The following is a 21,474-nucleotide window of genomic DNA, read 5'->3' as shown; positions in this document are numbered from 1 at the left end:
CAGCCTCCTTGATGAACAGCCCCTACCACCAGTCGTGAAATGTAGAAGTAGTGAAGCCTAAAAAATTGATAAGCAGTAACAAAAACGCCAGGACGTTCCACTGCGCGAGTCTGCGCATCTGCATCGTATCCCGATAGCGTTGGTACAGCCACAGCGAATAAATCGCAACGACCAGCACGGAGAGCACTACTTTTGAATCTAGCAAAAATTTCTCCGGCAAAACCATTTTACCCCAAATGATCCCTAATACAATCGAAAGCAAGAGCATAGGTACACCCAGCATGTTCATTCGGTACGCGTAGCCTTCCAATTGATCGAGGCTAGGCAAACGCCTGAGCAACGGCGACCAGCGTCTTCCCTTGAGCATTTTGTGCTGGAGCAGGTACATGGCTGAGAAGATCATGGAGAGCGAGAACGCCCCGTAGCTGAACATGGCCAGTGTCACATGCGTCAGCAATAGCTCAGAGGTCAAGATGCTCGATACAGCTTCAATTGGCGTTTCCGGCAAAAACATCGACATGACGAGCACAACGAACCCGATAATATTAGTAAAAAAAACCAGCAAATCAATCCGAAAAAAATAGTGAATGGCAAGCGACAAGCCTACCAGCACCCATGAATAAAAAAAGAGCGTCTCAAACAGCGTAATGACTGGAAAATACCCCTTCATGACAGCTTGCGAGACAAAAAATGCGGTTTGCAAGGCCCAAACGACAACAAGCAACCCGAAAGCCAGACGATTGACTTTCCGGTTGCTTTGCAAGAAGTCGTTAAAATAGAAGAGAACACTTGCAGCGTAGAGAAAGATCGTCAAGTCGTAGATCCATCTCACCTCGGCCATGCACTCTCTCCCCCACTTTCCCAATCGGTTTCTAACAGTGCGGTTCAAGAAGTCGGCTTTTTAGCACCGAGAAGATGGCGAGAACTGAACGAAGGAGGAGCGCAGTGTAGGTAATCTACATGAGCACCGGACTTCGGAGATGAACGCCATATTCGATGTCGAATTAGCTTTCTGAGCTACTTCGTGATCAAAAGACGACTTTTTGAACAACCTCTAGTAGCAGATAGATTGTCAGGTCAGCTTAGTCAGGGAACCGGGAAGCCAATACTTGCTCCCGAGAAGAAGATGTCTGTTTATTTTTATCGTTAGCCCAGATTGCTTCCTGTTCTTTTCGCTCCAGGATCTCCTCCAACGCAAACATTTTCTCGAAAATATCCAGTACTTCTTCCCCATCTTTGGTAGCTGCCATTTCTTTTAAACGCACGACCGGATCGTGCAACAGTTGATTGACAATGCCCTTGGTTGTCTTGCGGATGATGTGCATCTCCCGCTCAGACAGGTTCGGCAGCTTGTTTTCGATTTTTCGCATCGCTTCGCTTTGGATCGTGTTTGCCTTGTCGCGCAATGCAGCGATCAGTGGCGCCACGCCAAGCGTCTGATACCAAGTCGTAAATGCCACGATCTCTTCTTGAATCATGACATCCAGACGTTCCGCTTCACGAGAACGTTCTGCAACATTACTCGCAACGATGCCTTCCAGATCGTCAATATCATATAAAAATACGTTATCAAGATCATGCAAGTCAGGATTCAGGTCGCGAGGAACTGCGATATCCACCATGAACAACGGACGATGCTTCCTTTGTTTCATGATCGGAGCCAATTCTTTTTTGCCAAGGACATAACCTGTCGCTCCGGTCGAGCTGATGACGATGTCTGCTGTGAGCAGTGCCTCTGGCAACTGCTCCATCGTACAGGAGTCACCCTTAAACTTTTCTGCCAAAAGCTGCGCTCGCTCCAATGTGCGATTCGCTACCATAACGCGTTCCGATCCATTTGCGTGGAGGTGCTTGGCAGTCAGTTCGCTCATCTTGCCCGCTCCGACGATCAGGACAGACTTCCCTGCGAAGGAACCGAAGATCTTTTTTCCCAGTTCGACAGCAGCGTAGCTGACAGAAACCGCATTTTGTCCTATCGCTGTCTCTGTATGGGCACGCTTTGCGAACGTAATCGCTTGCTTGAATAAGGTGTTGAAGACAGTCCCTGTCGTTTGACGCTCCTGTGCCAACAGGAACGCATCCCGGACTTGTCCGAGGATTTGTGTTTCTCCCATTACCATCGAATCAAGACCGGAAGAGACGCGGAACAAGTGCTCGATTGCCTGTTCGTTCTCTTTTATATAGAGATGATCCTTAAATTGTTCTTTCTCCACGCCGAACCATTCAGCCAAAAAACGGCGGGTATAGTCTCGGCCAATATTCGCCTGGTCACAAACGACGTAAATTTCTGTCCGGTTACATGTCCCCAGGATGATACATTCTGCGATACTCTTCGTCTGGGAGAGAAGATGAAGAGCGCGTGCTGTCCCATCGTCGCTGAATGTAAACTTTTCGCGAATTTCGACAGGAGCTGTTTTATAGTTTAGACCCAGCAAAAGAATATCCATAATGTCCTCCCAGAATACCAAACCAGTTAGCGGCATATGTAAAATGCACTATTATTATATCATTATGTCCCGAATGGGATAAGAGTAATTGTGAAAAGTTTATTAACGGAGTGCACTTTGCGTATATCCTGTATAATCCGCTTGCGTTCCTTCCGGGAATACCTTATGATGTCGCCTATACATGAAAGCAGAAGAAAAATTGTGAAAATACCAGAAAGGAGAGGAAAAAAGCTTTGAGAAAACCTTGGATGGCAGACATAACGCTGCTCCTCGTCGCTTTTATCTGGGGAACCACGTTTTTGATCGTACAGCAGGCAATTGCTTCGCTGCCTCCCAATACGTTTAACGCTGTTCGTTTTACCATTGCTGCGCTATTTTTATTGATCATCTATTTCATCCGCAATCGTCATCGTAGGCAGACCTCTGAATGGAGAGTGCCACTGCTTCGTGCAGGCGTCATCCTCGGTTTTTGGCTCTGTCTGGGGTACGCCTTGCAGACTGTAGGACTGCTGTATACAACGCCGTCCAAAGCTGGCTTTATCACTGGTTTATCTGTCGTTTTGGTGCCGCTCTTCTCGTTTTTGCTCTTGCGTGAGCGTGTCAAGCCTTTCGCTATCGTCGGTGTGATTCTAGCAGCATTCGGCTTGTATTTGCTGACGCAGAACCAGTCATTCTCCTTTAATCTCGGTGATGCCTTGGTCTTCGTAGGTGCAATCTGCTTCGCCATGCAAATCGTCTCTACCGGTAAATACGCCCCTCGTTTTGCAGCCTTGCCCCTTGCCATTACGCAATTAGGCACGGTAGGTGTGATGAGCTGGCTGTACGCCTTTTTCTTTGAAGATTGGAGCCGTGCCTTTGATCCGGCGATCTTGTTCATACCCGAGGTGGCGTTTGGTTTGATCGTCACTTCTATTTTCGCCACGGCACTGGCCTTTCTCGCGCAGACGGCCTTGCAAAAGCAAACCAGCTCGACGCGGGTTGCTCTCATTTTCGCTTTGGAGCCTGTATTTGCTGCACTCACCTCGTACGTCTTTATTCATGAAGTATTGAGTGGAAGACAGTTAACTGGATGTCTCCTGATTTTCACCGGCATGATTCTCGCTGAGCTGCCGATTCAGGAATGGGTGCGGCACTTCCGTCAGAGAAAGCCAAATGACAATCGCGAATCCACCTGATGCGAAAAACAAAAAAGTTCCTTCTCCCCTGCGGGAAAGGAACTTTTTTTATGAGCTCTTCTTAACCTCTAGCATTACGGCATCCACAAAAAGCTGCATGACCGGTCCGCACACTTCCTGCGGGTAACGCTCCGTTCGTTTGAGCCACTGTTTGAGCCGGAGCAAATGATACGCTGCTTGCGGAAGTCGCCCTCTTGTCCCATGATCAATCAGAGCGACTGCCGACAGACCGACCTTGGTCCACAAATGGAGCTTCTCCACCCACGGCCTCGTTTCTTCTGCAAGCTTCTGATTCGTCATCCCTGCCAACAGCTTGTCAGCCGCCGCTTCCATCTTTTGAAAAAGAGCTCTCAAGTCAGCAATGGCTTTTTGTCGATCTCCCTGCAAAAAGTGAAAGCGAAAGGTCAGGATCGCTTCTAACAATCGCGGCGATTCCACCTCGCATAAAAACGAGCTTTGCACGTTATCCGCAAAGGTGAAGAAAGCATCCGCATCCTTTTGTCCCGCTACTTCCTCTACCGCGTGTCTCCATACCGTATCAGGATCGTAGCCGATCGGATCTCGCAAATAGGCTGCCGTCGTAATCAAAGGAATCTTCGAGCATTCTGGTCTAGACATCGCATTCGCCACATAGCCCGCTGCGTATTGCCACAGGTCAGGGTCACGGTGACGCAATGGACCGATATGTAGTTCGTTCGCCATGGCCAAATCATTCACCGGGTAGTTGTCCCAATAAAATGGCTGATGACCCGTGTACTCTTGAAAGCGAATCGCATCGCCGTCCGTCAGGTAGGGCGAGCAGACGAATCGTCCCGTCCAGAACAAATCGATTTCTGGCGGCAGATGCTGGCCGAGGTACATGATGTACGCTTCTTTTCCAATCCCGTTGTACTGTGTAGGACAGACAACCAGCTTGACTGGATCGCCCCAGCTGCGTATCAAATCCCACACGTAAAGCGTCGTATGGGCATGTGCCTCCGCCAAATGGGCAAACTCAGCTACATCCCTGTCATGCAACAGATGCAAGGGGATATCATCGAACAATAGCGCAAAGTAACGCACACCGCGATCATACAAATCCCGGTATTTCCTGCCCAACAGCTCCAAGTGCTGACGATTCGTATATTCCATGCTGAGTCCAGGACCCAGACAATAAATAAACTGCATGTTGCGAGTCTTTGCCCGCTGGATCAGCTCATCTAGCTGTTGACTGGCTTTTGCAGGAAGCGGCTCCATCCAGCGTTCCCGCAAATACTCGTCATCTTTTGGGGCATAGAAATACGCGTTGTAATCATATCGGTGCAAAAAGTCGATCATATCCAGCCGCTCTTCATGTGTCCAAGGTGTTCCATAGAAACCTTCAATCACACCACGTACAGCAAAGCAAGCACTCCCGCTCACTCAGATGCTCCCTTCCCCACGACGAATTGGGTCTAAGAATTACTCATTGGCTGGAGCAGTCTCTTCAGCCTTAGCAGCTGACTCCCTGGCGATTTCCTCCCCAGCACGGATACGACGCATGATTTCTGCCCACAGTTCATCCTTGCCCTGGCCTGTCTCCGAGGAAAATACAATGATCGTATCATCCCCGCGCAAATTCAGGCTTTGACGGATGACCTTCGTATGCTGTAGCCAACGCCCGCGAGCGATTTTATCACCTTTCGTCGCCACGACTACGGTAGGAATTCCGATTTGCTTGCACCAATCGTACATCGCAATATCGTCTTTACTCGGAGCATGGCGAATATCGACCAATTGAATAATGAAACGAAGCTCTTTCCGGTTTTTCAAGTAGCCCTCGATCATTTTTCCCCATTGTTCCTTGATCGTCTTCGCTACCTTTGCATACCCATAACCCGGGAAGTCAACGAAGTAGAGCATTTGATTGACACGGAAATAGTTCAATGTTTGGGTTTTACCCGGACGAGAACTGATCCGGGCAAGCCCTTTGCGGTTCATCATTTTATTGAGCAATGATGATTTTCCTACGTTCGAGCGTCCTACCAGCGCGATCTCGTGGAGACCATCCGTCGGATACTGCTTCGGTCCAACCGCGCTGATAATAAACTCTGCTGATGTTACTTTCATGCTTTGTCACCTACTGGCTGTTTAGTTAGCGCGTGACGCAGCACTTCATCTAAATGATCAACTGGATAGAATGTTAGTTCACCGCGTACGCTCTCCGGAATATCCTCGATATCCTTCTCGTTGTCTTTTGGCAAAATAATCGTGGTTAATCCTGCACGGTGAGCAGACATGCATTTTTCTTTCAGCCCGCCAATTGGCAGAACCTTGCCTCGTAACGTAATCTCTCCGGTCATCCCCACTTCTTTTTTCACAGGGATTTGCGTGAGGGCGGATACGAGTGCGGTTGCCATCGTAATCCCAGCAGACGGACCGTCTTTTGGAATTGCTCCTTCTGGAACGTGGATGTGGATGTCGTTCTTCTCGTGGAAGGACGGATCAATTCCCCACTGATCTGCACGGGAGCGAATATAGCTGAATGCAGCCTGCGCAGATTCCTTCATGACGTCACCCAGTTTTCCTGTCAGGGTGAGCTTTCCTTTTCCAGGCAAAATGCTGACTTCTACATTCAACGTATCTCCGCCTGCTTGTGTCCAAGCCAGTCCTGTAACGGAGCCGACTTGATCTTTCTTCTCCGCCAGTCCATAGCGGTAGCGCGGTTTGCCGAGCAGTGTCTCCAATGTCTTGGCCGTAACCACGACACGCTTTTTCTCACCGCTCACGATGAGCTTGGCAGCTTTGCGGCATACGTTGGCTGCTTCGCGATTGAGGTTGCGAACACCCGCTTCCCGCGTGTACAGACGAACGAGCTTCAGCATCGCGTCGTCGTTCATTTTCAGCTTATCTTTGCCCAGACCGTGATCCTGCATTTGCTTTGGCAGGAGGTAATCACGCAAAATGTTCAGCTTTTCCAGTTCGGTATAGCTGGAAATCGAGATGACCTCCATCCTGTCCAACAGCGGGCGAGGAATCGTATCGAGACTGTTTGCGGTCGTAATAAACATGACGTTCGTTAAATCATAGGTCTCTTCGATATAGTGGTCACTGAATTTATCATTTTGGTTTGGATCTAGCACCTCGAGCAAGGCAGACGCAGGGTCTCCACGGAAATCGGATGCGAGCTTGTCGATCTCATCCAGCAAAAAGACAGGATTAATCGTACCGGCTTGCTTCATTCCTTGTATGATTCGTCCGGGGAGAGCACCTACATACGTGCGGCGATGCCCGCGAATCTCTGCTTCGTCACGTACTCCACCCAAGGAGATGCGAACGAATTCACGCCCGATTGCACGCGCTACGGAACGGGCCAGAGACGTTTTCCCGACACCCGGAGGACCTACCAGACAAAGGATCGGGCCACGCATGGAGTTTACCAGCTTTTGTACTGCCAAATACTCCAAGACGCGCTCCTTTGGTTTATCCAGGCCGTAATGATCTTCATCGAGAACTCGCTGTGCATGGTGAATATCCAGATTGTCTTCTGTCGTCTTCGTCCACGGCAGTGCAAACAAGGTATCGATATACGTGCGGATGACCGAGCCTTCGGCAGAAGTCGCCGGCATCTTTTCCAGACGCTCGAGCTCCTTCTCAATCTTTACTTTGATTCGCTCAGGAGCGTCCGATTTTTCGAGCTGAGCACGCAGCTCATCTACTTCGCCTTGACGACCGTCCTTGTCGCCCAGCTCTTTTTGGATAGCCTTCATTTGCTCACGCAGGTAGTATTCCTTTTGCGTGCGCTCCATCTGTTTCTTCACGCGGTTGCCGATCTTGCGCTCCAGCTCAAGAACCTCGCGCTCGTTGTTCAAAATGGTCAAAAGAATTTCGAGACGTTCCTTGATGTTGGTCGTCTCCAAAATTTCTTGTTTGTCCTTCATCTTGAGCGGCAAATGCGATGCAATCACATCCGCCAAACGTCCCGGTTCCTCAATGTCCTGCACAGAGGTTAGCGTCTCTGGAGAAACCTTTTTGGACAGCTTGATGAATTGCTCAAAGTGGCTCAGCAAGGAACGCATTAACGCTTCCACTTCGTTTTGCTCTGTTTTTTCATCTTGCAAATATGTAATCGACACGACGAAATAATCTTCCTGTTGAAGATACTCCTCGATCTTCGCGCGTTGCAAGCCTTCTACCAATACACGGATTGTCCCATTCGGCAGCTTCAGCATTTGTTTCACACGCGCAACAGTACCAATACTGTAAATTTGCTCAGCATCTGGCTCTTCTATATGGACCTCTTCCTGTGTCGCAAGCAAAATCTTGTTATCGTCTACCATGGCTTGCTCCAATGCGCGGATGGACTTTTCCCGTCCAACGTCCAAATGGAGTACCATTGTCGGATAAACAAGCAATCCTCGCAACGGGAGAAGCGGTAATTCTCGTTTACCGGAACGTTCGCCCAAGCGGATGCACCTCTCCTTGTTGATCTACCCTCTTACAAAGAGCCTTATAACAGACAAAAACGGCCCTCAAAGCCGTTTTTTTAATGCCCACCCGACCTTCAAAAACGAGACACAAAAGATCATACTCAATCATTTTTTGTGAAGCTCGTTTCAGGCCAGGCAAGGCCTCTGGCTCTTTGCAAGCAGAAGCTTTTTTCCATTGTAGCGCAAACACAATCCGATGTCTAATCCGCGAGCATACCCGACTGTTACAGGGATAGCGGAGAGGAAGCGAGATCCTCTGCTGGGATTTGCAAAGTAAATCCCGTCGCCTCTTCTTCTTGCATGGCAGCTTGCGGTACAGCTAGCTCGATTACTTCAGAGACTGTAGACACTGGAATGACTTCGATCCCTTTCATGTCAGCAAAAATGCTTTGCCAGTTTTCCTCTGGTATGAGTACTCTGGTCGCTCCCGCTTGTTTGGCAGCCTCCACCTTCGCGACTACACCCCCAACTGGCTTTACCTTCCCATGGATACTCACTTCGCCTGTCATAGCCAGTAAATTATCGACAGGCCGATTCAAAATCGCCGAGTAGATCGCAGTAGCAATGGTAATTCCCGCAGAAGGCCCATCCACAGGGATGCCTCCCGGAAAATTGATATGCAGATCATAATCATACGGACGGACGCCCATTCTGTTCAATACAGTCAAAACGTTTTCGATTGAGCCTTTTGCCATCGACTTCCGGCGAATCGTCCGGTTGCGGCTGCCCATTTCCTCTTCCTCTGCCATTCCTGTCATCGCCATTCGACCTTGACCTGGAACAGCTGTAGGTGAAGCAGTCACTTCTAGTTCCATCACACTGCCCATGTTCGGACCGTACACGGCAAGACCGTTGACCAATCCGACCTGCGGTGTATCATGCACCTGCTTTTCGGGGCGAGGCGATTTTTGACTGCTGTGCATCACCCATTCCACATCGGCAGCCTGGATGTCTTGGCGTTCTTCCGTCAAGGCAATTCCCGCAGCGATTTGCAGTGTATTGATCGCTTCACGTCCATTAGTCGCGTAGCGCTCTATCACGGAAACAGCCCCATCTTCTATATTCATATTCATTTTAGGCACAGCCGTACGCACGATACTCCCTATTTCACCCGCCTTCAACGGACGGAAAAAGATTTCCAGGCAACGGGAACGAAGCGCAGCAGGTAGTTCCTCTGGCAATCTCGTCGTCGCTCCAACCAGACGGAAGTCGGCGGGTAAACCGTATTTGAATACGTCATGAATATGCGAAGGAATTTGGTTATTTTCCTCACTGTAGTACGCACTCTCCAACATGACTTTGCGGTCTTCGAGAACCTTTAGTAACTTATTCATCTGAATAGGATGAAGTTCACCTATTTCATCAAGAAAAAGCATACCACCGTGCGCTTTCGTCACAGCTCCCGGCTTTGGCTGCGGAATCCCCGCCTGCCCAAGCGAGCCTGCCCCTTGATAAATTGGATCATGTACAGAGCCGATTAACGGGTCAGCAATCCCGCGTTCATCAAAACGGGCAATCGTCGCATCGATTTCAATAAATTTGGCATCCGAAGAAAACGGCGATAGCTGATTTTTCTTCGCTTCTTCCAGCACGACCCTAGCCGCTGCGGTCTTGCCTACACCGGGGGGTCCATAAATAATGACATGCTGCGGATTGGGACCACACAAAGCGGCACGCAATGCCCGAAGCCCATCTTCTTGTCCTACAATTTCTTCCAAAGTCGCTGGTCTTGTTCTCTCTGACAGAGGTTCTGTCAACGCAACCATTCTCATTTTACGGATGGAATCAAGATCCTTGCGCGATTCCTTTTCGGTTGAGGTTTTCGTGTTTCTCTGCGCTCGCAGCAAGTTCCAAAAGTAGGTGCCGATCACGATACCAACAACCACTTCAATGACAGCAATGACCAATGTCGTATAGTCCATATGCAGTCCCTCCCATGCGTCTTCGCTTGCGGTCAACTTTTGTCCCCCGAAGAGAGAGGAACACGTGCATGACCGTTTTTTGCATATGTAAAGCTTCTCTTAAACGATATCAAGTAGTATTGCCCCGCAAGCGTAGACGTAAACCAACAACAAAAAAACCACCTCGCTTATCACGAGATGGTTTGTGTAGACAATACTTAGGCTGTTTCTTCGTGCAATTCCTGGCCTTCTTTGGTCAACAGCTGCGGCTTCACTTTGTCGCGTACCGTTTCTTCGGTAATCACGCACTTGTTGACGTCTTCTCTGGAAGGAAGCTCATACATCATATCGAGCATGATTTGTTCGATAATCGCACGCAGTCCGCGAGCACCAGTGTTGCGCTTAATCGCTTCTTTGGCGATTTGCATGAGCGCACCGTTATCGAACTCCAGCTCAACACCATCAAGACTCAGCAGTTTTTGGTACTGTTTCACCAAAGAGTTTTTCGGCTCTGTCAGGATACGAACGAGCGTCTCCTCATCCAGCGGCTCCAAGGTAGCCAGCACTGGCAAACGACCGACGAACTCCGGAATCAGACCAAATTTCAGCAGGTCTTCCGGCAAAATGTATTTCAGGTATTCTCCGGCTTTCAGATCGCCTTTTACGCCATCGCCGAAGTCTGCACCGAAACCGATGACTTTTTTACCCAAACGACGCTTGATAATCTGCTCGACGCCATCAAATGCACCGCCGCAGATGAACAAAATGTTCGAAGTGTCGATCTGGATGAACTCTTGGTGAGGATGCTTGCGTCCGCCTTGTGGTGGAACACTCGCAACGGTACCCTCCAAAATTTTCAAAAGCGCTTGCTGAACGCCTTCACCAGATACATCACGTGTGATGGATGGGTTTTCCGATTTACGGGCTACCTTATCAATCTCGTCGATGTAAATGATTCCCTTTTCAGCCTTCTCCACATCATAGTCAGCAGCCTGAATGAGCTTGAGCAAGATGTTTTCAACGTCTTCGCCCACATAGCCTGCTTCTGTCAGAGAAGTTGCGTCCGCAATCGCGAAAGGTACATTCAAAATGCGCGCCAATGTTTGCGCGAGCAACGTTTTCCCGCTACCAGTCGGACCGATCAGCATGATGTTGGATTTTTGCAGCTCCACATCCTCGATCTTCGCCCCGGAATTAATCCGTTTGTAGTGGTTGTATACCGCTACAGACAAGGATTTCTTCGCCATATCTTGACCAATGACATAGTCGTCCAAGATTTTGCGAATTTCCACTGGCTTTGGAATTTCTTTCATATCGATTTCTTCTTCAGTGCCCAGTTCTTCCTGTACAATTTCATTGCACAGTTCGATACATTCGTCACAAATGTAAACACCAGGACCAGCTACCAGCTTGCGCACCTGTTCCTGGGACTTGCCGCAGAAGGAACACTTCAGTTGGCCTTTGTCGTCGTTAAACTTAAACATGCGCTTCACCTCACAACGGGTCAGTTTTTGCGTTCGATAATAGAGTCAATCAATCCGTAGGCCTTAGCTTCTTCTGCGCTCATGAAATTATCGCGGTCTGTATCTTGCTCTACGCGTTCATAAGGCTGACCTGTCCGCTCAGACAAAATCTCATTCAGCTGGCGCTTCGTCTTCATAATCCATTCCGCATGAATGCGGATGTCTTCTGCTTGCCCACGCACACCACCCAGCGGTTGGTGAATCATCACTTCGGCATTTGGCAGAGCGAAGCGCTTGCCTTTTGCACCAGCAGCCAACAGGAAAGCTCCCATGCTGGCAGCCATGCCCACACAAATTGTGGACACATCCGGTTTGATGTACTGCATGGTGTCATAGATGGCCATTCCTGCTGTAACAGAACCACCTGGAGAGTTTATGTATAGCGAAATGTCTTTGTCCGGATCTTCTGCCTGCAAGAAAAGCAGCTGAGCGACAACCAGATTGGCGATTTCATCATCAATCTCGGTGCCCAAGAGAATAATCCGGTCTTTCAGGAGGCGCGAGTAAATATCGTAGGAGCGCTCTCCCCTGCTTGTTTGCTCAATGACCATAGGGATTAGCATTATGTATTTTCCTCCTTTGCCGAAAAAAGTCAATGGTGGAAAAACAAGGCACGATACACTCGTGCCTTGTGGTCTTGACAGCCAGCGTCAGGGTTAGCCTGCCCACTGACCAATCATGCGTTCTTCTAAGCTTATGCTGTTACTTTGCTTTCTGCAACCAGCAAATCTACTGTTTTGCGAGTTTGCACATCGCGGTACAGAGCAGCCATGCCATCTTGTGCAGAGAAGATTTTGCGCAGCTCATCAGCTGGGCGGCCGTATACGCCAGCCAGTTTATCCAGTTCTGCGTTTACGTCTTCTTCTGTTGCTTCGATGTTTTCTGCTTTGCCGATTGCTTCCAAAGTCAAGGAAGTGCGAACACGGGATGTTGCGTCTGCACGCAATTGATCGCGCAGTTGGCTCTCATCCATGCCGGAGAACTGGTAGTACAGTTCCAGCGTCATGCCTTGGTATTGCAGACGTTGACCAAATTCATTTACCATTTGATCCAATTCATGCTCAACCATTACTGCTGGCAGATCGATCTCAGCGTTTTCAGCTGCTTTCAGAACGAGCTGTTCACGAACATATTGATCTTTTTCTTGCGCAGTTTTTTCTTCGAGCTTTTTCTTGGTGTCTGCTTTCAGCTCTTCCAGCGTGTCGAACTCGCTCACATCTTTGGCAAACTCATCATCCAAAGCAGGCAGGTTTTTGCGCTTCAGGCTGTTCAGCTTCACTTTGAATACCGCTTCTTTACCAGCGAGGTTAGGAGAGTGGTACTCTTCAGGGAAAGTTACGGTAATTTCTTTTTCTTCACCGATGTTCAAGCCAACCAGTTGCTCCTCGAACCCTGCGATGAAAGTACCGGAACCCAGTTCCAGAGAATAATCTTCCGCTTTACCGCCTTCAAAAGCTACTCCGTCTTGGAAGCCTTCGAAATCGATTACAGCGATATCGCCTGTTTGTGCGGCACCCTCTTCTACTGCTACGAGCTCAGCATGACGCTCTTGCATGCGCTTCAGTTCAGCGTCAACGCTCTCTTCTGTTACAGAGAAGTCTTTTTCTTCGATGGACAGACCTTTATAGTCGCCCAGCTTCACTTCAGGCTTCACAGTTACAGTCGCTTTGAAGATCAGGTTTTTCCCTTGTTCCATTTGCGTTACGTCTACTTCTGGACGATCTACTGGCTCGATACCAGCTTCACGAACAGCTTGTCCGTATGCAGTTGGAAGCAGAATGTCAAGAGCGTCTTGGTACAAAGATTCTACACCAAAACGGGATTCGAACATTTTGCGTGGTACTTTTCCTTTACGGAATCCTGGAACTTGAACTTTTTGAACCACTTTTTTAAACGCTTGATCCAATGCTGCGTCTACTTGCGTAGCATCTACTTCAACCGTCAGGACTCCCTGGTTATTCTCTACCTTTTCCCAATTTGCTGCCACGTAAACTTCCCCTCCTAAATCGAATCAACAGAACATCGCCAGCCGCGCCATGGTATCTTCGCAGGCTCGGATGATAATATTCTAGCCATTATAACCATTCTAGTATAGCACAAATCTTTTAGTTTTCAAGAAGACCTCATTGGTCGACGAACAGAATAGTTCCCTCCCAATTGTGGAACCGGGTTGCCTAGATGATCATAAAACACCACGGATATGTAAACTTCTGTCGGACTCGTTCCCGTCTCTTCTAAATGGGCATATGTCGGTACGTGAAAACCGCGCGGCATTTGCAGGCTGCCGGGATTCAGAAACAGGATGTCTCTCTCTACGCCACATACAGGTACATGGGAGTGACCGAATACGACTACATTTGCTCCGACCTCTTCTGCACGGTAATGAAGGCGCAGAAGAGAGCCTTTCACTCCGAAGAGATGCCCGTGCGTTTGCAGGATGTGAAGGTCGCGCCATTTGGTCTCTTGCTCAGTCGGCACCTCTTGTGTCGAATCGCAATTGCCTCGGACAAGCGTCATGTTGGAAAACGGCTCGCGTTTATGGTCGACACAAAAATCGCCACAATGCAAAATTTTTTCGACATGATGTCGGTTGACGACCTGGCTTACTTCCCGAACCAAGCCGTGGCTATCGCTCATGATGAGAATTCCCATCACGCCTCACTCTCCTGTTTCTCTCTTGTCTACTTGATGATTTCAAGAAGTTGCTGCATGGCACGAGCACGGTGGCTGATCTGGTTCTTTTCTTCTGGCATGAGTTCGGCCATCATTTTGTCCATCGATGGGATGTAGAATACCGGATCGTACCCGAAGCCGTTTGTCCCTTTTGGCTCACGAGCGATCACTCCCTCACAAGCGCCAGTGGCAATGATTGGCTCTTCGCCTGGAATCACCAACGCCAACGTGCAACGGAAACGCGCTGTGCGTTCCTGTGTCGACACCTCTTCCAGCTCTTTCAACAATTTACGCCAATTCTGCTCGTCTGTTGCATCTTCTCCAGCGAAGCGTGCGGAGTAAACACCAGGGCGCCCTTCCAGCGCATCTACTTCCAAACCGGAATCGTCACCCAGGGCTGGCATGTTCAAGTATGTAGAGATTTCGATTGCTTTTTTCAGCGCGTTTCCTTCGAAGGTGTCCTTGTCTTCTACTACCTCTGGCACACCGTCAAATTCAGCGAGGCTAATGCCTTCCCAGCCTGCATCTGCGAACAGCCTGTTGAATTCTTTCACTTTTCCTTGGTTACGAGTTGCGAGAACGACTTTTTTTCGATTAGGCATGACTTTCCTCCGCGACTGATTGCGCAAAAGAGAGCGTAACATCTGAGAGCGCCTCTTTTTGACTGGTAATCAAGTTGTCAATGCCGACTTTTGCAAGGGCAATCATTTCTTGTAGCTGTTCAGGAGAAAACGGAGCATCCTCCCCTGTTCCTTGCAGCTCGACAAATTTTCCATTTCCCGTCATGACGACATTCATGTCGACAATCGCTGTAGAATCCTCTTTGTAGTTGAGATCGAGCACGGCTTCCTCGCCGACTACCCCTACTGAGGTTGCTGCCAGGAAGTCGTTGAGCGGCAGTTGTTTCCAGGTGCCACTATCCACCAGCTTTTGCATCGCGTCTACCATTGCCACGTAGGCTCCGGTAATCGAAGCTGTACGTGTACCTCCGTCAGCCTGGATGACATCGCAATCCAGCCAAATGGTGCGTTCACCCATTGCTTCAAGGTTCACAACGGAGCGCAGAGCACGTCCGATCAGACGCTGAATCTCCATTGTTCGTCCACCGACTTTTCCTTTGGACGACTCACGCGCGTTGCGGGTCGCTGTTGCTCGGGGAAGCATGGAATACTCGGCTGTGATCCAGCCCTTCCCGCCACCACGCATAAAAGGCGGTACCCGGTCCTCCAAAGTCGCCGTACAAATCACCTTTGTGTCCCCGACTTCAATCAGGCACGATCCTTCTGCGTGTTTAATGTAATTGCGCGTAATCGTTACAGGGCGCAATTGATCATGGGCACGGCCATCCACTCTCATTCCAAGTTCCTCCTAAATCGCTTTGTTACACTCCGCTCATTATACCAGAGGCAGGAAACGATCTGCCACTGCACAAACGCCTCTTCCCTATTTACGTTAATTGCAAATATTCTTGTCACTTCCTCCCTCACAAAAAATTTCCTTGCCTCTACCTAACGATTAAAATATTATCTAATTAGATATTTAATTAATTTGATGGTAGGTGAATTTACTTATGAGCTTCCTTGTTCTTTTGAAAAAGCCAAATTTGCGGCGTCTTTTAACTGCCAATTTCTTAAGCGGAATTGGTGATTGGTTTAACAGCGTTGCTGTGCTCGCACTGCTGCTCGAAATAACAGGAACAGCTATCGCTGTAGGCATTACCCTCGCACTACGTACACTGCCTCACTTGATTTTCGGCCCGCTGGGTGGTCTGATGGCAGACCGATTTAATCGAAAAAAAGTGATGGTTGCCTGTGATCTCGTTCGCGGCTTCGTTGCTCTTTCGTTTTTGCTTGTATCTGAAAAATCAGATTTATGGATCATCTATGCAGGCACTTTCTTATTGGTTGCCTTTTCTTCCCTTTACAATCCTTCACGAATGTCCCTGCTCCCTAAAATCGTTGACCCTGAGGAATTGGCCACTGCGAACGCACTTGACCAAAGTATCTTTGGAATCGTCATGGCCATTGGTTCATTGATCGGCGGTATTTTTATTGCACTATGGGGAAGTGATCTCGCTTTTCTTTTCAATGCCCTCTCCTTTTTCGCCTCGGCTCTGTTTTTAGCTAGACTGACTGTACCCGCCTCCCCAGACAACTCCGTTCATAACGTGCAGTTGCAGCAGGCTGCTAAAGTCTCTTCCTACGGAGAGGTGATTCGCACCATCACGTCCACACCGATTGTGTACGCCGTCCTTTTGCTAAAAGCTGTGTGGCCAATCGGCGGCGGGATTATCAATGTCCTGATCAGTGTCTATGCCTATCAAGTGTTTACTGCTGGTGAATGGGGAATTGGTTTGTTGTACGGTGCGATCGGAATTGGCTTCATCATCGGGGGAATACTTGCTCAGCGCTTTCAACGTTACTTTTACGAAGTGGCTGCCAGCAGCTTCGCTTTGGAAGGCTTTGGGCTGCTTTTGACCAGCTTCTCACCCACGATTTATGTAACGGCACTGTTCTTTGCGCTCTCCACCGTGGCAGGAGGTATGGGAAACGCCAGCCTGAATACGTTGATCATGCGGCATGTTGCCCCCAGCTACCATGGCAGAGTATTTGCCTTGGATGCGACAATCTCCAACATCCTGATCGGTTTGTCCATGCTCCTTGGCGGTTGGATTTTGACGATGGCAGACCCGCGCATTGTCGGCTTTGTGGCTGGTTTTTTGGTCACAGTCCCATCGCTTTTGCTTGGGCTAATGATTTGGAGAACGGTACGCGGTAGTGGCAACGAACCATTGGCGAACAAAAACCACGCTCGTTAATACGGGCGTGGCTCGTTCCTTACATCTGTATGGGATTGAGTTTGACCGGACGGCTCACTGGCTTGGTGAACTCGCCACTAGCTAGCGGTTTTCCTTCCACCAGCAGCTGCACTTGCTTCGCCCCTGTCGTCTCTGTCAATGACAAGACGAGCGATTGCAGAGCTTCTGGGCTCGCTTCCTTGCCGTCATCATACTTGAGGATGTCACTGCTCAAATTGACCGTGACCAAATCTTTTTCCTGCTTCACATTCAGAACACGAGTCGTGCGCAGCAAGGAACTAAAGAGCTGGGATCCTTGTTTCGGTCCTTTGATCAACTCTTCGACGGTTGCCTTGGCGATATCAGCCGTTTCAGGAACCAGTCGAGTCACTGGGACATAATACGTACGTGTATCATCCAGCTGTCCCTGGAAATAAACAGTTACACTGGAGGTATCTCCCGGCACCGCCCCATCGCCCAGTTCGAGATTGACTCCTTGATTCCGGTCTAATAGCGTTATGGGTGTTTTGGCTGCTGGCATTTCCGTCAACGGCGTTCCGTTCACCCAAATTTGCACAGTCTTGACCGTGCTAAATTCCGTCAACGCGCGGGTGACGGCATCGACAATTTTCTTCTCGTCCTTCTCCTCGTACGTTTTGAAGTCTTTGGAAAAATCGACAGTGGCTACGCCGTTTTTGATAACCAGTCCTTTTACTTCTGTCCCTTTCGGCAAGACAGCGGTAAAGCCCCCCTGAAGCATGCTCTCTACCGGACCACCTTTTACCATGTAGCTCAATACTTGTTTGGCAGGACCATCTGATTTCGGAAGAGTCATCGAGACAGGAACGATATATCCGTTAGCATCCTGCAAGTACACCATTCTCTCTCCAGTCTCCTGAACGACCGGTTGTGCGCCTTCTTTTGCACCATCCAGGGACGGCGTGCCGTTTGGCAAATCCACAGATACCTCTGACTGTGGCGGTGCATCAATACTAATCGTTTCCTTTTCCGGGCCAAAGAGACCGCAGCCCGACAAAAGCACTGCGCTAACCCCCAGCACGGCCGTCATTTTCCCGATGTGCCTTATCTTCATTTCCCCAGCCTCCTCCACACACTTTGTACTACCATGTATACGAGCTAGGCTTGGGTTTATGCGTTGAAAGTTTGTCTCGCCAGACAAGGTCTTCCATCAGGGCTGGACGGTTTTTTCCAATGAGTTGTGCTGGACGTTTACTTGGCAATCCAGCCATTCCTCTGCAATGGTCTGGAATTTGAGGGCGTCCCCACTCGTCACAAACAGATGCTCTGGGCGCTCTATTTTCTTGCTTTCGGCGTCCGCCGCAATTTGCAGGGACAATTCTCGCGCTGTTTCTTCTGCGGAGTTGATCAAGCGCACTCGATCTCCCATCACTTCCGAAATGACCGGTGCTAGCAACGGATAGTGTGTACAACCCAAAATTAACGTGTCCAAATCTTCGTGCAAGAACGGGGCAAGCGTTTCTTTTACAATTCTTCTTGCTTCCTCCGAGTTCGCCATGTGGCTCTCTACCAGCGGCACAAATGCGGGACAAGCCATGCCTGCGACGTACAAATCCGGTTGCATCCGTAAAAGCGCACGTTCATACGCCTTAGTACGAATGGTCGTTTCTGTCCCGATGACACCGACTCTTCCGTTTTTTGTCACTTGAACAGCCGCACGCGCCCCTGGTTCAATCACCCCGATGACGGGCAACGGCAAATCCTCCATCGCTTCCTCCAGCACGACGGCAGTCGCAGTATTACAGGCGATTACCAATGCTTTTAACGGTGTACGCATCACATAGTCGATCATTTGAAAGCTGTAGGCACGAATGTCTTCCGGCGATTTGGAGCCATACGGACAACGGGCATTATCGCCTACATAAACAATCCGTTCTTCGGGTAGCTGACGCATGACTTCCTTCGCAACAGTTAATCCTCCCACTCCTGAATCAATAACGGCAATCGCTCGTTCTCTACTCATGCTAATGTGTCTCCCCTGTTGAAATGAATATAGTACAGCATACCACTCAAACATTTGTGCTACTACCATATGCGGAGATGAAATTTCTTGTACTCCGCAAATGTCGCACCTTCTCTAGGCGCCTTTCATAATGTGGGGAGAGATGATGTGCCTACGAGGAGGAGAATCTTTTGGTAGAAGAAGCCAAGAATTTGCTGGACTGGAGCCAATGGGGCCGACAATGGATCGAGCATTTGCGAAGACATAAGACCCTCAACCGAGAACTCGAACGGCATCTGCACAAATTCGAAGAAACATTTACACGGATCGGAAGGCAAGCATCCAAGCTCGATTCGGCAAAAGACAGCGACGAACTCCCTGCTCTCATCACTCGCGCCGAACAAGTGCAGCAGCAATTCCATCACTTTTTACGACTGGCTCAATTGAGTGAAGATGAGCATCTGGAAGAAGAAGTAAAGGAACCTGTTCAGGAATTGATAAATGCAGAGCCCGCCATGGCGGAAGAAGAACCAGTACCTGTAGTGCCAGCACCCGTTTCCTATCCCGGTGCGCGCGAGCCAGTCCGTGCGGCTCGCCCCGTGGCTATCGGCCGACATACCCTCCCTCCGCTCCCTTATGCTTACAACGCATTGGAGCCGTATATCGATGAAGCTACCATGCAAATCCATCACATTAAGCTGCACCAAAAGTATGTAGATGATCTCAATACAGCAGAACGGAAGCTAGCGGAGGCTCGAGAAAGTGGCAACTTCGATCTCATACGCCATTGGGAACGCGAGCTAGCCTTTAATGGAGCTGGTCATTATTTGCATACGATCTTTTGGCCAGCCATGAGTCCAAATGGGGGTGGTATTCCCTCTGGTGATCTTGCAGCAGCAATCAATCGGTATTTCGGTTCGTATGACTCCTTTAAGAGACAATTCAGTCAGGCGGCAGAAAAGGTAGAAGGTCCTGGGTGGGCGATCCTCGTTTGGTCCCCGCGAGCACAACATCTGGAGATTCTTACAGCCGAAAAGCACCAGAACCTGTCACAATGGGATGTGATTCCGTTACTGGCTCTGGATGTATGGGAGCACGCCTATTTCCTGGCATATCAAAACCAGCGAGATAAATATGTAGAGAACTGGTGGAATATCGTCAATTGGCCCTATGTGGAAGAGCGATTCGAAAAAGCACGAAAACTTCGCTGGGAGCCATATTGACTTGTATCTCCTTCATTGACAAACCCCCTCGTCATCCCAAATGTCAGGAATGAGAGGGGGTTTTTGCTGGCAAAGCTTATTCGTTATACGGGACAAATTCAATCTTTTGTACCTTGATCGGTTTTTGGATGGGCTTGGCATTCTCATCTGTTTTCTGGGCAGCGATCTTGTCTACGACCTCCATCCCGGCAAATACATGACCAAAAACAGTGTGCCGGTTGTCGAGGTAAGCTCGTCCGCCAATTTCTTTATACTTCGCTTCTGCGTTCAACGGCAGCGCCGACAAATCGAGGTACTCCTGATCTACCTTGGGGCTTTGTACAATGTAGAAATGAGTGCTATTGGTATTAGGTCCAGCGTTCCCCATACTGAGTGCCCCTCTGAAGTTGAACAGATCCCGGCTAAACTCGTCCTCAAACGACCCACCGTAAATACTCGGAAGCTCCTTGCCATCCGGCCCTTTCAAATCTCCTGCCTGAATCATGAAATCGTTGATTACCCGGTGAAATATCATATTGTTGTATTGCCCTTTTTTTGCGAGTGTTTTAAAGTTTTCCACCGCTTTTGGAGCTTTGTTCGGGAACAGTCTGAGCTTGATCACACCGGCATCAGTCGTGATCACGCATATTTCTTCGCCTTTGTGTGGCTTCTCCAACTGAATCAGCTTCACATCTGACACATCAATGCCAGAGTCCTGCCAAATGACTCCCCACGCCTTCCAGTTCACCGGATCTGTCCCAAGTCTTGCCAAGCCAAGATAATCCGTTTTTTCAATAGCCTTGTTATCTGCGGTATACCCGACGTATTTGAATTTCACAATCGCGCGGTAGTTATTGTAGGCGTCCTCCTTCGTGACGGTGTACAGCTTGTCTATCTTTGCTTCGATCACCTGAATGTTTTTGTATTGCGCCAATCCTTCCACGTAGGTTTTCATCGCAAAATTCGTAAAGGAGTCATTTGCTACCAGCTTTGCTACCTCAGCAGGATTGGATCGTTGCTTCACCAAGGACGCGATGAAATCATTCACTTCCTGCTTATCTCCCCCATGTGGGCGAAACTGATTGACCTGTACTTCGTTACGATAATCATGAATAGCATTTGCAGCAGCATGTTGGACAAAAGTAGGACTTAGTAACGGGATTGCAATACTTGCAGCGACTGCCAGAGAAACGAGTTTTTTCATTTTTTCTGCCCCCACTAATTAGAAGATTGTTCCATAAAGACAGTATATCTTAATCTGCTAATCGACGGCTGAAATATTTTAAAAATTCTGCTAAATGGAGGGTATTTTGAGGTGCATTGGGGA

Annotated in this window: 18 protein-coding genes; 3 read left to right on the top strand and 15 right to left on the bottom strand. The window is 49.0% G+C overall.

What is annotated here, in order from left to right; genetic code table 11:
- Positions 1-22 precede the first annotated feature (22 nt).
- Both C7R94_RS12830 and hemA read right to left on the bottom strand, forming a co-directional pair.
- Positions 23-841, bottom strand: a complete 819-nt coding sequence (locus C7R94_RS12830; RefSeq protein ID WP_047072880.1) for a cytochrome C assembly family protein — start codon at positions 839-841, stop codon at positions 23-25.
- 241 nt (positions 842-1,082) lie between these two features.
- Positions 1,083-2,447, bottom strand: a complete 1,365-nt coding sequence (gene hemA / locus C7R94_RS12825; protein ID WP_047072881.1) for a glutamyl-tRNA reductase — start codon at positions 2,445-2,447, stop codon at positions 1,083-1,085.
- A 233-nt stretch (positions 2,448-2,680) separates the two neighbouring features.
- On the opposite strand from hemA, the gene C7R94_RS12820 reads away from it, so the two are divergent.
- Positions 2,681-3,622 carry a DMT family transporter gene (locus tag C7R94_RS12820; RefSeq protein ID WP_327935180.1) on the top strand — a complete coding sequence of 314 codons (942 nt, stop codon included), beginning with the start codon at positions 2,681-2,683 and terminating at the stop codon, positions 3,620-3,622.
- Between the two features lie 48 nt (positions 3,623-3,670).
- Here the strand turns inward: C7R94_RS12820 and C7R94_RS12815 are convergent, their stop codons facing one another.
- The 10 genes from C7R94_RS12815 to rph form a co-directional block, all read right to left on the bottom strand.
- Positions 3,671-5,023 (bottom strand): protein O-GlcNAcase, encoded by a 1,353-nt coding sequence (locus tag C7R94_RS12815; RefSeq protein ID WP_106781668.1) that lies wholly within the window; start codon positions 5,021-5,023, stop codon positions 3,671-3,673.
- 39 nt (positions 5,024-5,062) lie between these two features.
- The gene (yihA, locus tag C7R94_RS12810; protein ID WP_047072886.1) at positions 5,063-5,710 is read right to left on the bottom strand and encodes a ribosome biogenesis GTP-binding protein YihA/YsxC; all 648 of its coding nucleotides are present in this window, start codon (positions 5,708-5,710) and stop codon (positions 5,063-5,065) included.
- Positions 5,707-8,046, bottom strand: coding sequence for an endopeptidase La (gene lon / locus C7R94_RS12805; RefSeq protein WP_106781666.1), 2,340 nt, complete (start codon positions 8,044-8,046; stop codon positions 5,707-5,709). Before lon ends, yihA begins: the two co-directional genes overlap by 4 nt.
- A gap of 248 nt (positions 8,047-8,294) precedes the next feature.
- Complete coding sequence (gene lonB, locus C7R94_RS12800; protein WP_106781664.1) at positions 8,295-9,992, bottom strand: ATP-dependent protease LonB; 1,698 nt, start codon at positions 9,990-9,992, stop codon at positions 8,295-8,297.
- Positions 9,993-10,189: 197 nt separating this feature from the next.
- A complete protein-coding gene (gene clpX, locus C7R94_RS12795) occupies positions 10,190-11,455 on the bottom strand; it encodes an ATP-dependent protease ATP-binding subunit ClpX (protein ID WP_007722243.1) in 1,266 nt (421 codons plus the stop codon).
- Between the two features lie 20 nt (positions 11,456-11,475).
- Entirely contained in the window at positions 11,476-12,057 is a 582-nt protein-coding gene (gene clpP, locus C7R94_RS12790; protein ID WP_007722241.1) for an ATP-dependent Clp endopeptidase proteolytic subunit ClpP, read from the bottom strand.
- Between the two features lie 131 nt (positions 12,058-12,188).
- A complete protein-coding gene (tig, locus tag C7R94_RS12785; protein WP_047072890.1) occupies positions 12,189-13,481 on the bottom strand; it encodes a trigger factor in 1,293 nt (430 codons plus the stop codon).
- 125 nt (positions 13,482-13,606) lie between these two features.
- Positions 13,607-14,146, bottom strand: a complete 540-nt coding sequence (locus tag C7R94_RS12780) for a metallophosphoesterase family protein (protein ID WP_047072891.1) — start codon at positions 14,144-14,146, stop codon at positions 13,607-13,609.
- Positions 14,147-14,175: 29 nt separating this feature from the next.
- Positions 14,176-14,769, bottom strand: a complete 594-nt coding sequence (locus tag C7R94_RS12775; protein WP_048032069.1) for an XTP/dITP diphosphatase — start codon at positions 14,767-14,769, stop codon at positions 14,176-14,178.
- Positions 14,762-15,523 carry a ribonuclease PH gene (gene rph / locus C7R94_RS12770; protein WP_106781662.1) on the bottom strand — a complete coding sequence of 254 codons (762 nt, stop codon included), beginning with the start codon at positions 15,521-15,523 and terminating at the stop codon, positions 14,762-14,764. Before rph ends, C7R94_RS12775 begins: the two co-directional genes overlap by 8 nt.
- Positions 15,524-15,737: 214 nt before the next feature.
- On the opposite strand from rph, the gene C7R94_RS12765 reads away from it, so the two are divergent.
- Positions 15,738-16,985, top strand: a complete 1,248-nt coding sequence (locus C7R94_RS12765; RefSeq protein ID WP_106781660.1) for an MFS transporter — start codon at positions 15,738-15,740, stop codon at positions 16,983-16,985.
- Positions 16,986-17,004: 19 nt separating this feature from the next.
- Here the strand turns inward: C7R94_RS12765 and C7R94_RS12760 are convergent, their stop codons facing one another.
- Together C7R94_RS12760 and racE are read right to left on the bottom strand one after the other, a co-directional pair.
- Positions 17,005-18,057: a GerMN domain-containing protein gene (locus C7R94_RS12760; protein ID WP_106781658.1), complete on the bottom strand. Its 1,053-nt coding sequence runs from the start codon at positions 18,055-18,057 to the stop codon at positions 17,005-17,007.
- Positions 18,058-18,153: 96 nt separating this feature from the next.
- Complete coding sequence (racE, locus tag C7R94_RS12755) at positions 18,154-18,966, bottom strand: glutamate racemase (RefSeq protein WP_106781656.1); 813 nt, start codon at positions 18,964-18,966, stop codon at positions 18,154-18,156.
- A 170-nt stretch (positions 18,967-19,136) separates the two neighbouring features.
- Between racE and C7R94_RS12750 the strand changes: the two genes are divergently transcribed.
- Positions 19,137-20,168: a superoxide dismutase gene (locus C7R94_RS12750; protein ID WP_106781653.1), complete on the top strand. Its 1,032-nt coding sequence runs from the start codon at positions 19,137-19,139 to the stop codon at positions 20,166-20,168.
- Between the two features lie 76 nt (positions 20,169-20,244).
- Here C7R94_RS12750 and C7R94_RS12745 read toward each other — a convergent pair whose 3' ends face one another.
- Positions 20,245-21,351 carry a peptidylprolyl isomerase gene (locus tag C7R94_RS12745; protein ID WP_106781651.1) on the bottom strand — a complete coding sequence of 369 codons (1,107 nt, stop codon included), beginning with the start codon at positions 21,349-21,351 and terminating at the stop codon, positions 20,245-20,247.
- Positions 21,352-21,474 lie beyond the last annotated feature (123 nt).

The organism is Brevibacillus sp. NRRL NRS-603 (assembly GCF_003013445.1).
Lineage (GTDB): Bacteria > Bacillota > Bacilli > Brevibacillales > Brevibacillaceae > Brevibacillus > Brevibacillus formosus.
Note: the sequence above shows the minus strand (reverse complement) of the source record. Positions and strands in the feature narration are given on the sequence as shown.

Excerpts from the sequence above, each read along its gene's own strand:
- C7R94_RS12830 (WP_047072880.1), bottom strand. The coding sequence starts at position 841 with ATGGCCGAGGTGAGATGGATCTACGACTTGACGATCTTTCTCTACGCT.
- hemA (WP_047072881.1), bottom strand. The coding sequence starts at position 2,447 with ATGGATATTCTTTTGCTGGGTCTAAACTATAAAACAGCTCCTGTCGAA.
- yihA (WP_047072886.1), bottom strand. The coding sequence starts at position 5,710 with ATGAAAGTAACATCAGCAGAGTTTATTATCAGCGCGGTTGGACCGAAG.
- lonB (WP_106781664.1), bottom strand. The coding sequence starts at position 9,992 with ATGGACTATACGACATTGGTCATTGCTGTCATTGAAGTGGTTGTTGGT.
- clpX (WP_007722243.1), bottom strand. The coding sequence starts at position 11,455 with ATGTTTAAGTTTAACGACGACAAAGGCCAACTGAAGTGTTCCTTCTGC.
- clpP (WP_007722241.1), bottom strand. The coding sequence starts at position 12,057 with ATGCTAATCCCTATGGTCATTGAGCAAACAAGCAGGGGAGAGCGCTCC.
- C7R94_RS12780 (WP_047072891.1), bottom strand. The coding sequence starts at position 14,146 with ATGGGAATTCTCATCATGAGCGATAGCCACGGCTTGGTTCGGGAAGTA.
- C7R94_RS12775 (WP_048032069.1), bottom strand. The coding sequence starts at position 14,769 with ATGCCTAATCGAAAAAAAGTCGTTCTCGCAACTCGTAACCAAGGAAAA.
- rph (WP_106781662.1), bottom strand. The coding sequence starts at position 15,523 with ATGAGAGTGGATGGCCGTGCCCATGATCAATTGCGCCCTGTAACGATT.
- C7R94_RS12765 (WP_106781660.1), top strand. The coding sequence starts at position 15,738 with ATGAGCTTCCTTGTTCTTTTGAAAAAGCCAAATTTGCGGCGTCTTTTA.
- C7R94_RS12760 (WP_106781658.1), bottom strand. The coding sequence starts at position 18,057 with ATGAAGATAAGGCACATCGGGAAAATGACGGCCGTGCTGGGGGTTAGC.
- racE (WP_106781656.1), bottom strand. The coding sequence starts at position 18,966 with ATGAGTAGAGAACGAGCGATTGCCGTTATTGATTCAGGAGTGGGAGGA.
- C7R94_RS12745 (WP_106781651.1), bottom strand. The coding sequence starts at position 21,351 with ATGAAAAAACTCGTTTCTCTGGCAGTCGCTGCAAGTATTGCAATCCCG.